This is a genomic window from Verrucosispora sp. NA02020, assembly GCF_013364215.1.
Classification (GTDB): Bacteria; Actinomycetota; Actinomycetes; order Mycobacteriales; family Micromonosporaceae; genus Micromonospora.
The window spans coordinates 7,007,598-7,026,412 of sequence record NZ_CP054923.1 but is presented as its reverse complement, the minus strand read 5'-3'; the positions used below and the strand labels follow the sequence as shown (position 1 = coordinate 7,026,412).

Below are 18,815 nucleotides of genomic sequence, written 5' to 3'. Positions count from 1 at the left end.
CGAGCGTACGAAGGGGACGCTGAACGCAGGCGGAACATCGGTGTCGGGCGGATGGCCGGCGGGCCAACAGTTGCTGGTCACGGCGGCCTCGCGGCCACTGTTCACCCGCTCGAAAGGATCTTGTTGCCGCCCGGTCGGGCACGACTGCGCGAATGGCCACGGCGCGCCGGCAGGTGACGGACGACCGGCGCCGCCGTCCGCCTCCTCATTGAAGGGTGACCAGAGTCGTGACCGACCAGAAGGCTCCCTGGCGCAGCGGTGCGCGCCGGACCAAGATCGTGGCGATCGGTGCCGCGGCCCTGATCGCCGGTGGTGTGGCGATCAGCCCCTCCGCCTTCGGCGACGCCCCGCCGCCCAAGCATCCCGCCGCTGAGATCCATAAGCCCTCCCCCGTACCGGACCGCATCATCCTGACCCCGACCACCACACCGTCCACCTCGCAGCGCGTCACCTGGCGGGCCGAGGCGCCGGCCGAGTGGGCCCGCGCCGAGATCCTCGAAGCACCACGGGCCCTGGGTGACGTCGTACCGCCCACCGGCGCGGTGACCCGCCTCTCCGCGCTGGCCAGCACGGCGGTCAACACCTCGCTCGGGTACGCCTCGACCTACCACACCGTCGAGTTCACCGGCCTCACGCCGAACACCCGGTACACCTACCGCGTCGGCGACGGCAGCAACTGGAGCGAGTGGATCGACTTCACCACCGCCGCCGCCGACTTCGCGCCGTTCTCCTTCATCTACTACGGCGACGCCCAGAACTACATCGACTCGGCCGTGCCCCGCGTCTTCCGGCAGGCGTTCGCCGACCGGCCGAAGGCCAAGGCGATCGTCAACGCCGGTGACCTCATCGACCACGCCAACAGCGAGGAGCAGTGGGGCCAGTGGTACAAGGCCAGCGGCTTCATCGACGGCCAGATCAACAACATCTCGGTCCCGGGTAACCACGAGTACAGCGGCGGGCTGTCGCAGTTCTGGCGGCCGCAGTTCCCGTACCCGGACAACGGGCCGGGCAACCCGGAGCTCAAGCAGACCGTCTACTCCCTCGACTACCAGGGCGTGCGCTTCGTCGCCCTGGACTCCAACCACCAGAGCAACGCCGCCCTGATGGCCGCGCAGACCGCCTGGCTGGAGGGAGTCCTCAAGGACAACCCGAACAAGTGGACGGTGGTGACCTTCCACCACCCCGTCTACTCGACCACCGGCAGCCGCAACAACGCCCAGGTCCGCAACCAGTGGGGCCCGCTGTTCGAGAAGTACGGCGTCGACCTGGTGCTCCAGGGCCACGACCATTCGTACGGCCGGGGCAACGTGGCCACGAACCGTCGCTCCGCCGCCGTCCACGACGGCACGGTCTACGCGGTGTCCGTCTCCGGCGGCAAGATGTACCAGCTCAACAACGGGCAGAACTGGACCGGCAACGGTGCCGAGGTGACCAGCACCAGCCAGAACACCCAGCTCTACCAGCTCATCGACGTCGAGCAGGGCACGCTGCGCTACGAGTCGCGCTACGCCAACGGGCAGCACCACGACGGGTTCCTGATCCGCAAGAACGATCAGGGCGAGCGGACCGTCAACGAGCTGCGTACCCCGCAGAACACGGTCGGGCAGCAGGTCACGGTCGACAGGACCACGGTCGACGTGAAGGGCACGGTCGCGGTCTCCGCGTACGGCTACGACCCGGCCGAGAAGGTCGCCGTCCACCTGCGCGCTGCCGGCAGCACCGGTGACACCGGCCGGGACGAGGACCGCGTCGCCACCGTGACCGCCGACGAGCTGGGTCGGGTCACCTATGCGCTGACCGTGCCGACCAGCGCCAACGCGGGCAGCGCGTACGAGGTGTTCCTGACCAGCAAGAACCAGAAGATCACCAGCCCGGCCATCTCGGTGACCGGCTGGAAGGTCGACGTCCAGGCCCGCGCCCACTGCGTCGGCACCACCGCGCACGTATCGGTCACCGCCCGCAACACCGACGCCGGTCCGCTGGACGTCGAGCTGGTGACGCCGTACGGGTCGCGGAAGGTCTCCGACGTCGCCCCCGGCAAGTCCGCCAGCCAGGCGTTCACCAGCCGGGCCAGGTCCGTGCCGGCCGGCACCGCCACGGTCAAGGTCACCGGGACGGTCGACGGCGACCCGGTGACGATGCGGGTCGAGGTGCCGTTCGACGCGGCGAGCTGCGACTAGTCGACCTCGGTGGCGGCGTCCTCCCCGGCGCCGCCACCGTCTCCCGGCCGGACGAAACCGTCCGGCGAAGCCATCAGTTCCGCCCCAGCGAAGATCGACGGAGTAACGGATGAACACATGGAATCGTGAGCGGCTGCTCGCGGCGGTCGCCGCCGGTGCGCTGCTGGCCGGGTCGGTGGCGCTGGCGTCACCGGCGCTGGCCGAGCCCGGCACCAGCGGCGACGTGTCGGTGACGGTCGACATCGAGGAGATCGTGGAGCCGGGTGTGCTGGCGATGTCGATCGCGGGTGACTCGGTGGCGTTGACCGAGGACGGGTCGACGTTGCTGGTGCGGCAGTTCGTGGGTGGTCTGCCGACGGTGACGGTGACCGACACCCGGACCGCCGACGAGGTGCCCTCGGGTGCGGCGTGGGCGGTGCTCGGTAGTGCCACCGACTTCACCGGGGCCGACGGTCAGGAGCCGATCGGTGCCGGGCACCTGGGCTGGAAGCCGCGCCTGGTCGACGGTGGCGACACCGGTCTGGTCAGCGAGGGTGAAGAGGTCGTCACTGTGCTGGACGAGCCGACGCAGCCGGGCAACAACGTGGGTCTGGTCGACCAGGAGCTGCTGGTCTCCACGTTCGACTCGGGTGCGGTCGCCGGTGGGGCGTACTCGGTCGACGCCGACCTGTTCCTGCGCACCCCGGCCGACGTGGCCGCCGGTGCGTACACCTCGACTCTGACCCTGTCCCTGTTCGAATGACCGCCGCCGGCCGTGGGGGCCGCGCGGGCGGAACCCCACGGCCCGGCGTGTTCCGGAGCGTTCCATGAATCACCGCTGCATCACGGGTGCGCTGCTGGCCGGCACGGCGACCCTGGCCGTCGTCACCGGCGGCGGCGTGCCCGCCGCCGCCCATCCCTTCGGGCCGCCCACGACGGCCCGGGTCGCCGTGGACGGTGCCCGGGTCGACCTCTCCTGGCAGCCCGCCGAGGACGACTGGGTCGCACTCGGCCAGTCGCTCGGCGCGTTCGAGGACCCCACCACCGGCCCGGTCACCACCCAGGTGACCGGCGAGCAGAAGCTTCGCGACTCCACCGCGGTCCAGGACTACCTGCGCCAGCGAATCACCGTCAGCCAGCAGGGCCAGGTGTGCCGCGCGGAACTCCAGCCGCTGGACGCCCTGCTCGCGCAGGGAGCCCGGCTGCGCTTCGACTGTCCGGCCCCGGTCACCGCGCTCGACATCACGGTGACCGCGCTGACCGACCTCAACCAGGCGTACCGCACGGTGCTGCGGGCCGAGTCGGCGACACCGGCCGAGGCGCTGTTCACCGCCACCGACGGCACCCACCGGGTCGACTTCACCCGTTCGGGCGGCCGATCCGCCCCGGCCGCCGCGCTGGCCGTCGGCGTGGTCGCCGCCGGTGGGCTCGGTGTGCTGCTCGTTGCCCTGACCCGACGACGTGACCGGAGTACGCAATGAACGACCTCAACGGGCTCGACGAGCGTCTGGTCGCCCTCTTCGACAACGCGGCCCTGTTCTGGGTCGCCCTGGTCGTGGCGGTCGGTGTCGGCGCCGCACACGCGGTGGCACCCGGGCACGGCAAGAGCATCACCGCCGCGTACCTGGTCGGTACGCACGGCCGTTACCGGGACGCGCTCCGGCTCGGCGTGATCGTCGCGGTGATGCACACCTTCTCCGTCCTGGTGCTGGCACTGCTCTGGACCGGGTTGAGCGGCGTCGCCGAGATCGGCACCAGGACCCTCACCGCCGCACTCCAGGTGCTGGCCGGGCTCGTGGTGATCGGTGTCGGCGCGCACCTGATCCGACGTCATCTCGCCAAGCGGGGGCACCACCACCATCATCACCACCACGGCGAGGAACACCACCATCACCACGAACAGCCGGTCGACCCGTGGTCGCGGCGGGGACTGATCGCACTCGGGCTCTCCGGTGGGCTGCTGCCCTCGCCGTCGGCCTTCCTGATCCTGGTCAGCGGACTACTGACCGGCCGTTCCGTGGGCGCAGTGGTGATCGTGCTCGGGTTCGGCGCCGGGATGGCGCTGACCCTCACCGGCGTCGGCGTACTCACCATCCGCGGTCAGGCGTTGATCGCCGGGCGGGCCGGTCGGGGCGCGCTGATGGCCGGCCTGGCCGCCTGGATGCCGGCGATCGCCGGTGCGGCGGTCTGCCTCGGCGGGTGCCTCTACGTGGCGGCGGCCGTCTCGGCCCTCGCCGCCTGACCGGCCGTCTCGGCTGAGCGGGGCTGCGTATCCATCGTGGCCGGTCGATAATGTGACGGTGGTGAGAATCGGCTGGCTACTGGTCGGCGCGCTCCTCTCGGCGGTGGTGGCATGCGACGACACGCCGCCGCCGGACCCGTCGGGCGCTCCGTCGGGGCAGTCCGCTGCCGCAGCGACGCCGACCGAGTTCGTCGCCCCGCCGCTGCGGCTGCCCACCGTGGCACCCGGGGACGCCTGCCCGGTCACCGAGCCGCAGCCCTGGCCCCACCCGGACCAGGCGAGTCGGGTGCTCGGCCCCGGCCCGCTCTATCCGGTCGCCGACTACTTCCGGGACGGGGTGCTGGAGTTGCGGGCCATGGACCGGAAACAGGACGGCACGTACACGACGAAGGTCCGGTGGATCGGCTCCGGCTATGCCGGGCCGGTGCTGGTGCGGGCCGCCCGGATCGACGGGTCGGGCCCGGCCGGTGCGGAGTTCGCCTACCTCGGGGAGCCGCGCGACGACGGGCACCACGCCCTGCTGGTCCGTCCGGAGAACGACCTGCCCGCCACCACCACGGTCGGCGGGCCGGGGTGCTACGCGTACCAGGTCGACGGCACCACGTTCAGCGTCACGGTGGTGTTCCGCGCCGCCCTGGAGAAGACTGGCTGATCAGTTCGGCGCAGTGGCGACCTTTGGTGCGTCGAGGTAACGCACGCCGGTCGCCTCCTCGGAGACCTGCCAGAGCCGTGCGGCCAGGGCCCGGTCGTCGGCGGGGGCCACGACCGGACGAGTGTGCACCCGGTTGCCCCACCGGAACAGCGGCGGGCCGTGGAAGACGCCGGTCTGGGCGGTCGGGGCGGTGGCGGCGTAGAGGAGCGGGAGGGTGCCGCTCTCGGAACTACGGGCGAGCAGCAGACCACCGATCCGGGTCACCGCCCATTCCCCGGCACTGTCGTACCTGCGGTTCATCGGGGTGCGGGCCATGCCGGGGTGGGCGAGGAGGCTGCGTACCGGGTTGCCGGTGCGGCGCAGTCGACGGTCGAGTTCGACGCCGAAGAGGGCGTTGGCCTGCTTCGACCGGATGTACGCCACGGGCGGATCGATGCCCGCCCTGTCGGTCAGGTCGTCCAGGTCGGGTCCACCGCGCAGCAGTCGATAGAAGCCGGAGCCGACGGTGACCACCCTCGGGTCCCGATCGGGCCGGAAGATCTCCAGCAGCAGGCCGGTCAGGGCGAAGTGACCCAGGTGGTTGGTGGCGAACACGCTCTCGTAGCCCTGAGCGGACCGTTCGTTGCCCTGCTTGGCGATCCCGGCGTTGTTGAGCAGCAGGTCGACCTGGCGGCCCTCGGCGCGTAGCTCGGCGGCGAACTCGCGCACCGAGTCGAGGTCGGCGAGGTCGAGCCGGCGTACGACCAGATCGCCGGCCATGCCGGCGCGGGCCTGCTCGCCCTTGGCCGGGTCGCGGACGGCCATGATCACGGTCGCGCCCCGGGCGGCGAGCTGCCCGGCGGCGATCAGGCCGAGTCCGCTGCTGGCGCCGGTGACGATCGCCGTCCGGCCGCTCTGGTCGGGGATGTCGTCGAACGTCCAGGTGGCAGGCATGGGCACCTCCGGTCGAGCGCAACGGATAATCTATCCGCTGCGTGGGTGTCGACCGTACCACGTGAACGGATAAGTTATCCGCTGTTGCTCGGGTGGATTATCCTCGTGCGATGTCCACGGAGCCGTCGACGAACGCCGAACCCCTGCGCGCGGACTCGGCCCGGGTGCGCGCCCGGATGCTGCGCGCCGCCCGGGAGCGGCTGGCCGCAGGTGACGCGGAGTTGCCGATGAACACGATCGCCAAGGCGGCCGGGGTCGGCGTCGGCACCGTCTATCGGCACTTCCCCAGCCGGCAGGCCCTGCTGGAGGCGCTGGCCGTCGACCGGTTCACCCAGCTCGTCGACGCGGCCGAACAGGCCGCCGCCGGGCCGGACGTCGCCGCCGAGATGGCCCGGCTGCTCCGGACCGCCCTCGACCACCAGCTCGGTGACCCGGCGCTCGCCGCCGTCCTGGCCGAACCCGCCGCCGCCCGCCCGGAGACCAGGGAACTGGGCCGGGCGCTGACCGTAGCGGTGGACCGACTTCTGCACCGTGCCCGCGACGCCGGGGAGATCCGACCGGAGATCACCGCCGACGACCTCCGGGCGCTGTTCTGCGGCCTCCAGCACGCGGTCACGGTGAGCGGCGACGCCGACCGGGACCGGTACGTCGAGATCCTGCTCCGAGGACTACGCGCCTGACGGCTCGGCGCGGGCCGTCGGCGGGTCGGCGAGGAAGGACTCGACGGCGGCGACGAAGACATCGGGTGCCTGCGCGTGGACGTGGTGGCCGGTCGGGACGGTCACCAGGCGCGCGGCGGGGAGGCTCTCGGCCATCCGGGCCATCGGCTCCTGCGGCAGGTGGCTGCCCGGCCCACCGGCCAGCATCAGCGTGGGCACCGAGAGGCTGGCCAACGCCGACCAGCGGGCCGGGTCGGGAGCGTTCAACTCCGCCAGCACCGAGGGTCTGATCTCCCGGTCGTAGTACGGCGCGCTCTCCGGCAGAACGGTGGGAACGATGATCCCGAGCGGCACCGGCGGCGGGCACTCCTCCAGCACCAGGGCGGTCACCCGCTCCGGTGCCCGCTCGGCGGCCAGCAGTGCCACGGCGGCACCCAGCGAATGCCCGACCAGGACCACCCGTTCCAGGGCCAGTCGGCCGAGCAGTGCCAGCAGGTCGTCGCGCAGCACCGTGAGGGAATACGGTCCGACCCGGTCGCTGCTTCCCATGCCACGCAGGTCGGGCACGTGGACGGTGCGGTGCCGTGCGAACGTCGGTGCCAGCGCGTCCCAGGTGGTCCCATCGCCCCCGCCGCCGTGCACCAGCACCATCGGCGGCGCGGCCTCCGTGCCCGACCCGCCCTCGATGCTGCGGTACGCCAGCCGACCCCACCCCATGTCCATCGAGCGGTACGCCAGCATGGCGGAAGCCTACGGCGGCGTTCCCGGGTCCGCTGTCCCTACGAAGGCCGCGCCGCAGGGCTTGGAGGAAACCCTCTTCCGCCCCGAACGCCGGTCCGCCACGGGTGCCGGTGCGGTCCGCAGTCCGGCCGGTTGGACGAAGATGGCCCGGCGGTCGACCGCATCTCCTCGGCCGTTGAGCTGGTAGCCCTCCAACCAGATCCACCCGTCGTACGTGGTCCGGTTCAGGACCCGGATCACGCGGAACAGGATCGGCTGTCGGAATTGCACGCTGGCCTCACGTCCCACCCGGAGCAGCTCACCGGCGCGGGGTGTGGTCACGACAGCCACCCGAGGAACCTTCGGTGCAGCAGCCCGGCCGGAGCCCACCCCATGTCCCGACTGGCCGCCAACATGCACGAGCCCAGGTAGAGCGCCAGGGATGCCGGTGCGTTGGCGTACTCGGCCTGCAACTCCTGGCGGCGCGTGCGGCAGGGCCAGGGGGCACCACACCCCGCGCAGGTCCAGATCGGCAAAACCGGCCCGTGGCTAGTCACGACGTTTCCCCGGGCCAGTGGCCCCGGTTGATCGGCACCCGGTGCCGCACTCGGCAGGGGAGATCCCGTCCGCACCGACAGGTCACTCGTTTGAGGATGTGGTTCCACGCCGGTCTGTGCCTTCGCGTGAGGGTCAGAGCAACGCCGGCCAGACACTCCTTGAACGAGACGAATCGCGTCATGAATCCATGGCATCACGGGGGGTGTACAAAGACAACCCCCAAAGGAAGCGTCTAACCCTCTTTTTCATTGTGCAACTCCTGCAGGCCATAGCGTCAGTTTGTGGAGCTGCTCGGGCTGGATGAGATCCGTGATCTGCTTGGTGGAATCAGCAAGCAGCGCGCCACGATCATCGTGGGTCGCAAGGGATTCCCTGACCCGGTCGTGACGTTGAAGATGGGCCGCGTCTGGGATGGCAAGGATGTCCGGGCCTGGATCGCCGAGAACCGCCCCAGCCCGATCGACGAGGACTGACGTCGACCGAGCCGGAATGCAGAGCGCTCCCGGCGCAAGGAAGTCCCGCGTGCCGACGGTCCGGCCTACCGTCTACGGGATAGAGGCGCAGCGGACCGCATTCCGTCACGCTGCGGCCGTATGCGGGTGGCACCTGGTGCAGGCACTTGCGACGATGCCGGGTGCCCACCCGCCGGGCTGGATGTCAGTGCACGGCGCAGGCGATCAGTTGTCTGCGGAGTGGGCGTCGGCAAGGGCCTCGCCGAAGAGCCGTCCGGCTAGCTCCACGCAGCGCATCCGGGCAGGAGAGAAGTCGTACGGCATCTTGGTGATCGCTGTGGCGGCACTCATCTCTGTGCCCTCCGCTTTCAGATCGGCCTCGTAGGTCTCGAAGATCTTTTCCTCGGCCGCGTCGAGACCGGCTGCCTCGATGGCCTGATTCAGGGCCATCAGGTGAGCGCATCGCTGTGCGGCGAGCTCTTCGACGCGCGGGTCGTCGGGGTCGACGCCGTCGTCGAGGGCGGCCTCGGCGGCCTCAAGCCGGTCCTCCTCGGCCCGCAGTTCGGGGTGGGTGGCCAGCACGATGAACGTGCCGGCCTGGATGGCGGCGCCCAGCGGCCCGAAGATCCGTTCTGTGATCAGCAGGGCGTCGAGATCGGAGGGGCGCAACGCGCCCGGGGGCAGGTGGCTGAGCCGGTCCGTGACCAGTTCGGAGAGCAGCCCCAGTGGGCTGCCCACCGCCTGTAGGCGCTGGACAGCCGCGCGCCGACGCTTGATGGCGGCCTCCTGCGCCGCCAAGGTCTCCTCCAGCCTGCTCAGGACCGACTCGATAGGGGCGTGGTCCTGGGCAGCGTCTCCGGCGTCGTCCCGGGCACCGCCGAAGGCGGCCCGTATGTCGTCCAGGCTGATACCGGCATCAGCCATCTTGCGGATCCACAGCAGGCGGGTCATGTCGTCATAGCCGTAGCGGCGGCGGCCGTCCCCGCCGCGCTCGGGCTCTGGCAGCAGACCGATCTCGTGGTAGTGGCGGATGGCGCGTGGGGTGGTCCCGGCGAACGCGGCGGCATCACCGATCTTGACCTGCCGGGGAGGTGTGAGTGTGGGGTACATCGCAGGCAGCGCCTTTCGCGTGGTGTGGTGATCCGACCCCACCACATGCCGCTACGGCACGTGCAACAGCGGGCGTTTCGGGGGCAACCGAGGTGGCACACCGCCGTGCTTTCATTGGCCCATGGCGAACCCGGTGATTCTCTCCGTCGACGACGACCCGGCGGTCTCCCGGGCCGTCGCCCGGGACCTGCGGCGTCGCTACGGCGACCGGTACCGGGTGGTGCGCGCCAACGCCGGCCCGGAGGCGCTGGAGGCGCTGCGGGAGATCAAACTGCGCGGTGAACAGGTGGCCCTGCTGCTGGCCGACTACCGGATGCCGGAGATGACCGGGATCGAGTTCCTGGAAGCGGCGATGGACCTGTTCCCGTCGGCCCGTCGGGTGCTGCTGACCGCGTACGCGGACACCGGTGCGGCGATCGACGCGATCAACCTGGTCGACCTCGACCACTACCTGCTCAAGCCCTGGCACCCGCCGGAGGAGAAGCTCTATCCGGTGGTCGACTCGCTCCTGGACGCCTGGTCGGCGAGCCCGATCGCGGCGGCCACCGAGATCCGCGTGGTCGGGCACCGGTGGTCCGCCGAGTCCTTCGCGATCCGTGACTTCCTCGCCCGCAACCTGGTGCCGTACCGCTGGCTGCTGGTCGACGACCCCGAGGGGGTGCGGCTGCTCGCGGCGGCGGGGGTGACCGAGGCCGACGTACCGCTGGTGGTCACCGGCGACGGCAAGACGCTGGTGGCCCCGGCGGAGGCGGAGCTGGCCGGGCTGATCGGTCTGAACGTCACCCCGACGGCCGATTTCTACGACCTGATCGTGGTCGGTGGCGGTCCGGCCGGGCTGGGCGCGGCGGTGTACGGCGCCTCCGAGGGGCTGCGGACGGTGCTGGTGGAGCGGCTGGCCACCGGTGGACAGGCCGGGCAGAGCAGCCGGATCGAGAACTACCTCGGCTTCCCCGACGGTGTCTCCGGCGCGCAGCTCACCGACCGGGCCCGTCGTCAGGCGCTCAAGTTCGGCGCGGAGCTGCTCAGCACCCGTGAGGTGGTCGGCCTGGACGAGGCCGGCTCGGCGCGGGTGCTGCGGTTCAGTGACGGTCAGAGCCTGGCCGCGCACTCGGTGGTGCTGGCCACCGGCGTGTCGTACCGGATGCTGGCGGCACCCGGCCTGGACGAGTTCACCGGCCGGGGGGTGTTCTACGGGTCGGCGTCCAGCGAGGCGCCGAGCTGCGTCGGCGCGGACGTCTACATCGTCGGCGGGGCCAACTCGGCGGGGCAGGCGGCGGTCTACTTCTCCCGGTACGCGCAGCGGGTGCACCTGCTGATCCGGGGCGCCGACCTGACCGCCTCGATGTCGCAGTACCTGATCGAGCAGCTCGGCCGCATCGAGCAGGTGACCGTGCACCCGCACACCGAGGTGGTCTCCGCCGCCGGCGACGAACACCTGCAACAACTGACGTTGCGCGACACCCGCACCGGCGAGCAGCGGGACGTGGACACCTCCTGGCTGTTCGTCTTCATCGGCGCGGAACCGCGTACCGGCTGGCTGGACGGCACGGTGGTCCGCGACGACCGGGGCTTCGTGGTGACCGGGCCGGACCTGGTCGCCGCCGGGCGCCGGCCGGCCGGCTGGTCGCTGCCGCGCGACCCGTACCACCTGGAGGCGAGCGTGCCGGGGGTCTTCGCCGCCGGTGACGTGCGCGCGGCGTCGGTGAAGCGGGTGGCCTCGGCCGTCGGCGAGGGCGCGATGGCGGTATCCCTGGTGCACCGTTACCTGGAGGCGCAATGACCACCGACGGACCAACAGCCGGAGCGGAGCCGCAGCGGCTGACCGAGGACGAGCTGCGGACGCTGTTCCTGTTCGAGTCGCTCGACGCCGAGCAGTTGGCGTTCCTGGCCAGTCAGGGGCGGGTCGAGCGGCGGGCCGGCGGTGAGCTTGTCTATGGGGAGAGCGACCCGGCCGAGTGCTTCTTCGTCCTGCTCGACGGCACGGTACGCCTCTGCCGCACGGTGCACGGCGACGAGGTGGAGATCAGCCGCACCTCGCAGCGCGGCGCGTACGGCGGTGCCACCCAGGCGTACGTGGGCGACGCCCGGCAGTATCGCAACAGCATGTGGGCGTTGACCGACTCGGAGTTCTTCGTGCTCCCGGCGGAGCAGTTCGCGCACGCGGTGCGGTCCTGGTTCCCGATGGCGATGCACCTGCTGGACGGCATGTTCATCGGCATGCGGGACACTCAGACGCTGGTCGGTGAGCGGGAGCGGCTGCTGGCCCTCGGTTCGCTGTCGGCCGGGCTGACCCACGAGCTGAACAATCCGGCGAGCGCGGCGGTGCGGGCCACCTCCAGCCTGCGCGAGCGGATCGCCGCGATGCGGCACAAACTGGCGTTGATCGCCGACGGCCGGATCGACGGCCGACGGCTGCACGCCCTCGTCGGCCTCCAAGAGGAGGCGGTCGAACGGGTGGCGAAGGCCGCGCCGCTGTCCGCCCTGGCCGCCAGCGACGCCGAGGACGCGCTGACCGACTGGTTCGACGAGCAGGGCTTCACCTCCGGCTGGCAGTTGGCGGAGACGCTGGTCAGCGCCGGGCTGGACGTCGACTGGCTGGAGCGGGTCCAGGCGGCGGTGGGGCCGGAGGACGTCGAGGCGGCGGTGCGCTGGCTGACCTACGCCGTGGAGACCGAGCTGCTGATGGCGGAGATCGCCGACGCCGCCATCCGGATCTCCACGCTGGTCGGCGCCGCCAAGCAGTACTCCCAGCTCGACCGCGCGCCCTACCAGGTGGTGGACGTGCACGAGCTGCTCGACGCCACGCTGGTGATGTTCAAGGCGAAGGTCCCGGCCGGGGTGCGGGTGGTCCGGGAGTACGACCGGAGCCTGCCGGCCATTCCCGCGTACGCGGCCGAGCTGAACCAGGTGTGGAGCAACCTCATCGACAACGCCCTCGGCGCGATGCCCGACAGCGGCACGTTGACCGTCCGCACCGCCCTGGTCAACGACCAGTTGGCCGTCGACATCGCGGACACCGGACCGGGTATCGCGGCGGAGGTCCGACCGCGCATCTTCGAGCCGTTCTTCACCACCAAGCCGGTCGGCGAGGGCACCGGTCTGGGGCTGGACATCTCGTACCGGATCGTGGTCAACAAGCACCACGGCGACATCCGGGTGACGAGCACGCCGGGCGACACGGTCTTCCGGGTGTTGCTGCCGACCGACCTGGCCCAGCCGCCGACCGGCTGACCCGGCATCCCGCCGAGGCGGGCGCCGGGTGGCCGGTCAACCGACGGTGGCCTTGCGGCCCTCGGCCCGGCCCTCTTCCCGGGCGGTGGCGAGCAGGTTCGCGAGTCGCTGCCGACGGCGCCGGAGCACGGTCCGAACGGCGACGACGAGTACGCCGACGACCAGCAGGAGCACGAGCTGCGCCCACGGGACGCTCCACGTGGTGACGGTGGCCGAGGCGGGGCGGATCACGGCGCCGGTGGCGTCGCCGCCCTGCACGGCGGGGGTGAGGTCGACGGTGGTCCGCATCCGGCCCAGCCCCCACACGCCGTCGACGCGGGCGCCGAACGTCTTCTGGCCGCCCGGCAGGATCTCGTCGACCTCGGTCGGGGTCTCCCGGCCGGTCAGGCCGAACAGTTCGCGGACGGCCACGTCGCCACCGCCGGTCACCGTGACGTTGCCGTTGTTGGTGGCGGTGTAGCTGACCTCGACCGTGCCGCCGGAGAACGGGTTCCACGAGGGCGTGTAGGTGGCGCTGAGCCCGTCGACGGCCAGGCTGGCGGTGATCGTGCCGCTGGCGCGCATCATCACCCGGAAGCCGACCCGGCTCTCCACGGCGACCGTGCCGCCGGTGCTGGTGACGGTCGCCGCGATACCCGCCGGGTGGTCGCCCGGGGTGGCGTTCTCCGGCACGGTGATGGTGAAGGGGACCACCTTGGTCTGCTTGGCGCCGACGGTGACCTGCTCCTGCACGTCGATCCAGGTGCCGCCGTCCACCGAGGTCTCGTTCGAGGGCAGCATGTTGAAGCGGCCCTTGTCGGTGAGGTAGCCGTCGGCCGCCTTGAGGGAGAAGACCACCGAGGAGTCGCTGAAGTTGCGGACCGCCAGGTGTTCGGTCATGACCTGACCGGGGTCGAGGGTGTGCTCGATCCACCGCCGCCCGTCCGGACCGCTGCGGTCGGCCGGCTGGACCGCCCAGGTGACGGTCGGGGTGGTCGGCTCCGCCATCGCACCGGCCGGCGCGATCGGCGTGGCGACGAGCACCACGGCCAGCACGGCGAGCAGCCGCGACAGCGCTCGCGGTGGCGAGGTTCGGAACATGGCGGGATCCCTTCGGCGGTAGGGGTGCGGCCGGGGGAGCCGCGCGAGGCGGCTCCCCGACCAGGGCACTACTCGAACAGGGAGAGGGTCAGCGTCGAGGTGTACGACCCGGCGGCCACATCGGCCGGGGTCCGCAGGAACAGCCCGGCGTTGACGGAGTACGCGTCACCGGTGACCGCGCCCGAGTCGAACGTCGAGATCAGCAGTTCCTGGTCGACCAGACCCACGTTGTTGCCCGGCTGGGTCGGCTCGTCCAGCACGGTGACGACCTCTTCGCCCTCGCTGACCAGGCCGCTGTCGCCGCCGTCCACCAGGCGCGGCTTCCAGCCCAGATGTCCGGCGCTGATCGGGTCCTGGCCGCTGCTGCCGACGAAGTTGGTGGCGCTGCCCAGCACCGCCCAGGCGGAGCCCTCGGGCACCTCGTCGGCGGTCCGGGTGTCGGTGACGGTGACCGTCGGCAGGGTGCCGACGAACTGGCGGACCAGCAGGGTCGAGCCGTCCTCGGAGAGCGCCACCGAGTTGCCGGCGACCGAGAGGGCGAGCACGCCCGGTTCCTTGACCTCTTCGATGTCGACGGTGACGCGGACGTCGGTGCTGTCGACCGGCTCGGCGAGGGCCGGCGACGCCAGCGCCACCGACCCGGCCAGCAGCGCACCGGCGGCAGTGGCCGCGATCAGGCGCTTGTGGTTCCTTGTGTGCATTCGATGCTCCGTTTGGTGCTCATGTCTGTCGAACGGGGGATGGTGCGGTGGCGGCACCCGGAGGCACCGCCACCGCGAGACGAACTAACCGCAGGTGAGCGCGGGGAACGGCGCCTCTACCCGGGTGGTGACGGGCTGGCCGTTGACGGTACCGGTGACCTTGACCGTCGAGGTGCCGGCCGCCACCGTCTTGGCCCGGGTGTTGAACGCCTGGTAGGCGGTCTTGCCCGGAGCCACATCGGTGACCGTGCGCGAGCCGTACGGGGTGACCAGTTCGATGGTCAGTGCCACGTCGTCGGCGTTCTGGGCGCTGACCGAGACGTACGCGTTGGTGCCGACGCACTGGCTGCGGGCCTGCACCGTGACGTCCCAGTCCGGGTCGCCCTGCCCGACGGTCGAGCGCGGCGTGGTGTCCGCGGTGACCGGCGAGTTGGCGGCGAGGTAGTTCACCAGCATGGTGAGGTCGTTGTCGCCGGTGGTGGCCCGGTCGGTGCCGCCACCGAGGGTGGTGAAGTTGTCCCCGCCGGAGGCGAGGAACGAGTTCACCGTCACCCGGTAGGTGCCGGTCGGGTCGATCGGCGCGCCGTCGAGCTGCATCGAGGTGATCCGTGAGCCCTGCGCGGCGGCCGGGTCGTAGGTGTAGCTGAAGCCCTTCGACACACCCAGCCACAGCACCGGACGGGACGCGCCCGCCGGCTGCCACTGCTGCTCCAGCACCTGCTTGATCTCGGCACCGGTGTAGGACTTGGTGACCACGTCGTTGGAGAACGGTTGGACCGAGAAGGCGTCGGAGTAGCTCACCGTGCCGTCGGTCCGGTACAGCAGGTCGGCCCGCAGACCGCCCGGGTTCATGAACGCGATCTGCGCCCCGCCCCGGCCGGCGTCGGCGGTGCCGGCGAGCTGCACGTCGGCGATGAAGTTGCCCAGCGCCGACTCCTTGCCCCGGTCCTCGTTGCCGTCGGTGTAGGCCCGCCGGATGTCGGCGGTGATCTCACCGAGCTTGCGCTGACCCAGCTCCTGGGCCTTGACCTTGGCGGCGGCGACGATCTCGGCCACCGCCGGGTCCTGCGGCGCACCGACCACGTCGACGAGCGACGCGTCGGCGGCGGTGACCGAACCCGACTGCGGGTCGAAGGTCAGCGTGACCTTGCCCAGTCGCTTGCCGTAGTCCTCGGCCTGGACCACCGGACGCAGCTTGTCGGTGCCCGGGACCGGGACCTCGAAGGCGTACGGCTGGTGGGTGTGACCGCTGAAGATGGCGTCGATGGTGGCGTCGACCCGGGTGAACTTGCCGAAGACCGGGTCGTTCGCCAGGGCCTCGGGGGAGTCGATGTTCTCCGTGGCGGCGCCCTCGTGCGTGAGCAGCACCACCACGTCCGCCTCGCCGTTGTCCGGGTTGCCGTCCTTGAGCTGGGCGGCGACCAGGTTCGCCTCGGCAGCCGGGTCGCGGAAGGTCAGGCCGGCGATGCCGTCCGGGCTGACCAGCGACGCGGTCTGCTCGGTGACCACGCCGATGAAGCCGACCTTGATCCCACCGATGCTGCTGACCGAGTACGCCGGCAGCGCCCGGGTGTCGCCCCGGTACACGTTGGCGCCCAGGATCGGGAAGTCGGCCCGCTCCATCACCCGGTCGGTCAGGTCGGTCATGCCCTGGTCGAACTCGTGGTTGCCCACCGCCGAAGCGGTCAGCCCGGCCTGGTTGAGGAAGTCGATCGTCGGGTTGTCGTCGTCGATCGCCGAGATGAAGGTGGACGCGCCGATGTTGTCACCGGCGGAGACGAACGCCGTGTTCGGGTTCTGCGCCCGCAACTGGTTGACCAGACCGGCGAGCTGGGCGGCACCGCCGACCGGCTGACCGTTCACGGTGGCCGGTGACTCCAGCCGACCGTGGAAGTCGTTGATCGTCAGCAGTTGCAGGTCCACCGGGGCGGCCCCGGAGTTGAGCCCGACGATCAGCGGGTTGTGGTCGCTGGCGCGGTACGGGTCCGGCGCGAAGAACGAGGCCAGACCGTCGTACTGGAAGGCGTACGACTCGACCGCGTTGGTCTGCCAGACGTCCACGCCGGTCACCCGGTCCGCAAGCGACGGCGAGGCCAGGGCGTGGTCCAGCGAACCGGACTCGCCACCGAAGACGTAGCTCGTCTTACCGGTGTCGTTGAGGTTGCCGTACTGCTTGGCGTAGAGGACCTGCATCGGGTCCTCGTGCGTGTACGAGTTGAAGTCACCCAGCAGCAGCACGTTGTCGGTGCCGCTGTCGGCCTTCACCTGGTCGACGAAGGTGGCCAGCGCCGTGGCCTGGCGGATCCGGTCGCCGTTCCAGCCACCCTGACCGTCCCCGGCGTCGGCGTTGTCACCGCTGCCGGCGCCACTCTTGGACTTGAAGTGGTTGACGACCACGGTGAAGTCGAGCGGACCGCCGGTGAAGGTCTGCGCCAGCGGCTCGCGGGCGTTGAACCAGACCGACTCGTCGTTCACCGAACGCGACGGACCCTTCGGCTGGGCCTTGGCCGGCTTGAAGATGATCGCGGTGGTGATGACGTCCTGCTGTGCGGCACCCGGCAGCTCGGTCGGGGTGCGGACGTAGTCCCAGGTGCCCGCGCCGTCCTCGGTGTTCAGAGCGGCGACCAGCCGCTTGAGCGCCTGCTGCGGGTCGGAGGTGTTGAAGCGGACCGAGTTCTCGATCTCCTGAAGTGCGACCACGTCGGCGCCGAGTGCGCTGATCGCCGAGACGATCTTCGCCTCCTGCTTGACCAGTGCCGCCTCGTTCGCGGCACCGCGTGCGTCACCGCCGAAGTGGACGAAGTAGTTCAGCACGTTGAAGCTGGCCACCCGCAGGTCGCCACCGACGTTGACCGGAGCGGCGGTACGCGGGTTGGTGGACTTGAAGGTGGTCCGGTCGGCCGGCGGGGTGTCGGCGTCGACCGGACGGGTCGGCTGCAGACGCCACTCGTTGAAGGCGTACGACAGCACCGACGGACCGAACGCCTCGACCGAGTCGCCGACCCGCAGCGGGGCGGCCGGGGAGACGTACGGCGGGAGCAGTCCGGCGTTGGCCAGGTTGGTGGTCTTGCCGTCGTCCACCAGGAGCCGGCGCGCCTTGTTGTCGGCGGAGATCTGGCGGGCGGTCTCCGAGCCGGGCCGGGCCTTGTCGGTGGGGGTGGCGGCGGGCTTGTCACCGGCGGTGAGGACGACCTCGCCGAACCGGTTGGTGTTGTAGACCTCGGAGACGGCGTACGCGCCGACCGGGGCGACCAGCATCGACTCGACCGACTCGCGGGCGTCGTCGCTCAGCGGCAGCTCCACCGGGACCGGAGTGGGCAGCGGTGCGCCCTGCTCACAGACCTGGACGTCGCTCTTGGCGGCGATGGTGAGCTGGGTGAGGCCGTTGAACTCGCTCGGCGTGCCGCTGACCCGGACCCGGTCGCCGATCGCGACCGACGGGTGGTTGGCGGTGTTCGTGGTCAGATAGACGAAGACCGCGTCCGAGGCGGTCCCGGCGGCGACGGTGCGTTCCCCGCCGCTGCCCGCCGTCTGCACGTACACGCCGTTGTAGCCACCGGTGCGGTGGTCGGCGGTGACGATGCCCTCGACGGTGACCCGGGTGCCGGCCAGCGGCGTGGCGTCGCCCGTGCCCTGGACCTCGGCGATGGTGCGGTCGACCGTGACGGTGCAGCCCAGCGGCGGGTCCGGGTCCGGGTCCGGACCGGGGCCGGATTCGCCGTTGCGCACCCCGAAGCTGTGCGGCGCCGGGGGCCGCCAGGTGCCGTCGATCTTCTGGAGGGAGTGGCCGACCGGGGTGGACCCGGTCTCCTCCACGCCGATGTCGACACCGGTCCGGCCGTTCGCCGGCCCGCCGACCGCGGTGAAGGTGCCCTCGTAGGTGAGGAACTCGGCGACCCCGCCGTCGGGCTTGACCAGGGCGACGCCGTCGGGCGCACCGTTCTGGATGCCGTCGACCGGGTACGACGCGACGACGACGCCCGCCGTCGGAACGGCACCGCTGAGCGTCCTGGTGTTGTACGGCGCACCGTTCGCGCCGTTGTAGAGGACGATCTGCCAGCCGCTCAGGTCGTAGCCGACCGGCGCCTCGATCTCGATCGCCTCGCCGACGTCCGCGCCGACGTTGTCGTAGTGGATCTCACTGATGAACGGCGTCGTGGGCACCGGGTCGGCGAACGCGGCGGTGCCACTGGAGAGGGTGAGCGCGGCGGCGGTGACCAGTACGCCCGGGATTGTGAGTAGTCGTGTACTTCTACTTCGCTGCATGTGCGCGGCCTCCGAGGGTTAGACCTCGGGAGGATAAGCGGCGTCGGTGTCC

Annotated in this window: 16 protein-coding genes; 9 read left to right on the top strand and 7 right to left on the bottom strand. The window is 71.1% G+C overall.

The annotated features are described in order from the left end of the window. Window positions 1–227 precede the first annotated feature (227 nt). The 5 genes from HUT12_RS31345 (at window position 228) to HUT12_RS31325 (ending at window position 5,053) form a co-directional block, all read left to right on the top strand. Window positions 228–2,180 carry a metallophosphoesterase family protein gene (locus HUT12_RS31345; protein ID WP_176095535.1) on the top strand — a complete coding sequence of 651 codons (1,953 nt, stop codon included), beginning with the start codon at window positions 228–230 and terminating at the stop codon, window positions 2,178–2,180. 109 nt (window positions 2,181–2,289) lie between these two features. After that, a complete protein-coding gene (locus tag HUT12_RS31340; protein ID WP_176095534.1) occupies window positions 2,290–2,922 on the top strand; it encodes a hypothetical protein in 633 nt (210 codons plus the stop codon). Window positions 2,923–2,986: 64 nt separating this feature from the next. Further along, window positions 2,987–3,640 carry a hypothetical protein gene (locus HUT12_RS31335; protein WP_176095533.1) on the top strand — a complete coding sequence of 218 codons (654 nt, stop codon included), beginning with the start codon at window positions 2,987–2,989 and terminating at the stop codon, window positions 3,638–3,640. After that, on the top strand, window positions 3,637–4,401 hold the full coding sequence (locus HUT12_RS31330) for a sulfite exporter TauE/SafE family protein (protein ID WP_131051928.1): 765 nt from the start codon (window positions 3,637–3,639) through the stop codon (window positions 4,399–4,401). Before HUT12_RS31335 ends, HUT12_RS31330 begins: the two co-directional genes overlap by 4 nt. Window positions 4,402–4,459: 58 nt before the next feature. Then, window positions 4,460–5,053 carry a hypothetical protein gene (locus HUT12_RS31325; protein ID WP_176095532.1) on the top strand — a complete coding sequence of 198 codons (594 nt, stop codon included), beginning with the start codon at window positions 4,460–4,462 and terminating at the stop codon, window positions 5,051–5,053. Here the strand turns inward: HUT12_RS31325 and HUT12_RS31320 are convergent, their stop codons facing one another. Continuing rightward, window positions 5,054–5,986, bottom strand: a complete 933-nt coding sequence (locus tag HUT12_RS31320) for an SDR family NAD(P)-dependent oxidoreductase (RefSeq protein ID WP_131051930.1) — start codon at window positions 5,984–5,986, stop codon at window positions 5,054–5,056. It lies immediately after the preceding gene. A gap of 110 nt (window positions 5,987–6,096) precedes the next feature. Here HUT12_RS31320 and HUT12_RS31315 point away from each other — a divergent pair, with 110 nt between their 5' ends. Beyond that, window positions 6,097–6,666, top strand: a complete 570-nt coding sequence (locus HUT12_RS31315; RefSeq protein WP_131051931.1) for a TetR/AcrR family transcriptional regulator — start codon at window positions 6,097–6,099, stop codon at window positions 6,664–6,666. On the opposite strand, the gene HUT12_RS31310 is transcribed toward HUT12_RS31315, so the two are convergent. Both HUT12_RS31310 and HUT12_RS31305 read right to left on the bottom strand, forming a co-directional pair. Beyond that, the gene (locus HUT12_RS31310; RefSeq protein WP_131051932.1) at window positions 6,655–7,386 is read right to left on the bottom strand and encodes an alpha/beta fold hydrolase; all 732 of its coding nucleotides are present in this window, start codon (window positions 7,384–7,386) and stop codon (window positions 6,655–6,657) included. The genes HUT12_RS31315 and HUT12_RS31310 overlap by 12 nt on opposite strands. Window positions 7,387–7,395: 9 nt before the next feature. Continuing rightward, entirely contained in the window at window positions 7,396–7,707 is a 312-nt protein-coding gene (locus HUT12_RS31305) for a hypothetical protein (protein ID WP_236145612.1), read from the bottom strand. Window positions 7,708–8,204: 497 nt separating this feature from the next. Here HUT12_RS31305 and HUT12_RS31300 point away from each other — a divergent pair, with 497 nt between their 5' ends. Beyond that, window positions 8,205–8,396 (top strand): hypothetical protein, encoded by a 192-nt coding sequence (locus HUT12_RS31300; RefSeq protein WP_131051935.1) that lies wholly within the window; start codon window positions 8,205–8,207, stop codon window positions 8,394–8,396. A gap of 204 nt (window positions 8,397–8,600) precedes the next feature. Here HUT12_RS31300 and HUT12_RS31295 read toward each other — a convergent pair whose 3' ends face one another. Beyond that, window positions 8,601–9,485 carry a MerR family transcriptional regulator gene (locus HUT12_RS31295; protein WP_176095531.1) on the bottom strand — a complete coding sequence of 295 codons (885 nt, stop codon included), beginning with the start codon at window positions 9,483–9,485 and terminating at the stop codon, window positions 8,601–8,603. Window positions 9,486–9,606: 121 nt separating this feature from the next. Here HUT12_RS31295 and HUT12_RS31290 point away from each other — a divergent pair, with 121 nt between their 5' ends. Both HUT12_RS31290 and HUT12_RS33295 read left to right on the top strand, forming a co-directional pair. Further along, the gene (locus tag HUT12_RS31290; protein WP_176095530.1) at window positions 9,607–11,265 is read left to right on the top strand and encodes an FAD-dependent oxidoreductase; all 1,659 of its coding nucleotides are present in this window, start codon (window positions 9,607–9,609) and stop codon (window positions 11,263–11,265) included. Next, on the top strand, window positions 11,262–12,716 hold the full coding sequence (locus HUT12_RS33295; RefSeq protein ID WP_176095529.1) for an ATP-binding protein: 1,455 nt from the start codon (window positions 11,262–11,264) through the stop codon (window positions 12,714–12,716). The genes HUT12_RS31290 and HUT12_RS33295 overlap by 4 nt, the downstream gene beginning before the upstream one ends. 36 nt (window positions 12,717–12,752) lie before the next feature. Here HUT12_RS33295 and HUT12_RS31280 read toward each other — a convergent pair whose 3' ends face one another. From HUT12_RS31280 to HUT12_RS31270, 3 genes are all read right to left on the bottom strand, one after another. Beyond that, on the bottom strand, window positions 12,753–13,796 hold the full coding sequence (locus HUT12_RS31280; protein ID WP_176095528.1) for a DUF916 domain-containing protein: 1,044 nt from the start codon (window positions 13,794–13,796) through the stop codon (window positions 12,753–12,755). 68 nt (window positions 13,797–13,864) lie between these two features. Beyond that, window positions 13,865–14,497 carry a hypothetical protein gene (locus tag HUT12_RS31275; RefSeq protein ID WP_131052490.1) on the bottom strand — a complete coding sequence of 211 codons (633 nt, stop codon included), beginning with the start codon at window positions 14,495–14,497 and terminating at the stop codon, window positions 13,865–13,867. An 84-nt stretch (window positions 14,498–14,581) separates the two neighbouring features. Further along, complete coding sequence (locus HUT12_RS31270) at window positions 14,582–18,763, bottom strand: ExeM/NucH family extracellular endonuclease (RefSeq protein WP_176095527.1); 4,182 nt, start codon at window positions 18,761–18,763, stop codon at window positions 14,582–14,584. Between the last annotated feature and the right edge of the window lie 52 nt (window positions 18,764–18,815).

Excerpts from the sequence above, each read along its gene's own strand:
- HUT12_RS31280 (WP_176095528.1), bottom strand. The coding sequence starts at position 13,796 with ATGTTCCGAACCTCGCCACCGCGAGCGCTGTCGCGGCTGCTCGCCGTG.
- HUT12_RS31275 (WP_131052490.1), bottom strand. The coding sequence starts at position 14,497 with ATGCACACAAGGAACCACAAGCGCCTGATCGCGGCCACTGCCGCCGGT.
- HUT12_RS31270 (WP_176095527.1), bottom strand. The coding sequence starts at position 18,763 with ATGCAGCGAAGTAGAAGTACACGACTACTCACAATCCCGGGCGTACTG.
- HUT12_RS31290 (WP_176095530.1), top strand. The coding sequence starts at position 9,607 with ATGGCGAACCCGGTGATTCTCTCCGTCGACGACGACCCGGCGGTCTCC.
- HUT12_RS31310 (WP_131051932.1), bottom strand. The coding sequence starts at position 7,386 with ATGCTGGCGTACCGCTCGATGGACATGGGGTGGGGTCGGCTGGCGTAC.
- HUT12_RS31295 (WP_176095531.1), bottom strand. The coding sequence starts at position 9,485 with ATGTACCCCACACTCACACCTCCCCGGCAGGTCAAGATCGGTGATGCC.
- HUT12_RS33295 (WP_176095529.1), top strand. The coding sequence starts at position 11,262 with ATGACCACCGACGGACCAACAGCCGGAGCGGAGCCGCAGCGGCTGACC.
- HUT12_RS31320 (WP_131051930.1), bottom strand. The coding sequence starts at position 5,986 with ATGCCTGCCACCTGGACGTTCGACGACATCCCCGACCAGAGCGGCCGG.
- HUT12_RS31315 (WP_131051931.1), top strand. The coding sequence starts at position 6,097 with ATGTCCACGGAGCCGTCGACGAACGCCGAACCCCTGCGCGCGGACTCG.
- HUT12_RS31335 (WP_176095533.1), top strand. The coding sequence starts at position 2,987 with ATGAATCACCGCTGCATCACGGGTGCGCTGCTGGCCGGCACGGCGACC.
- HUT12_RS31330 (WP_131051928.1), top strand. The coding sequence starts at position 3,637 with ATGAACGACCTCAACGGGCTCGACGAGCGTCTGGTCGCCCTCTTCGAC.
- HUT12_RS31340 (WP_176095534.1), top strand. The coding sequence starts at position 2,290 with ATGAACACATGGAATCGTGAGCGGCTGCTCGCGGCGGTCGCCGCCGGT.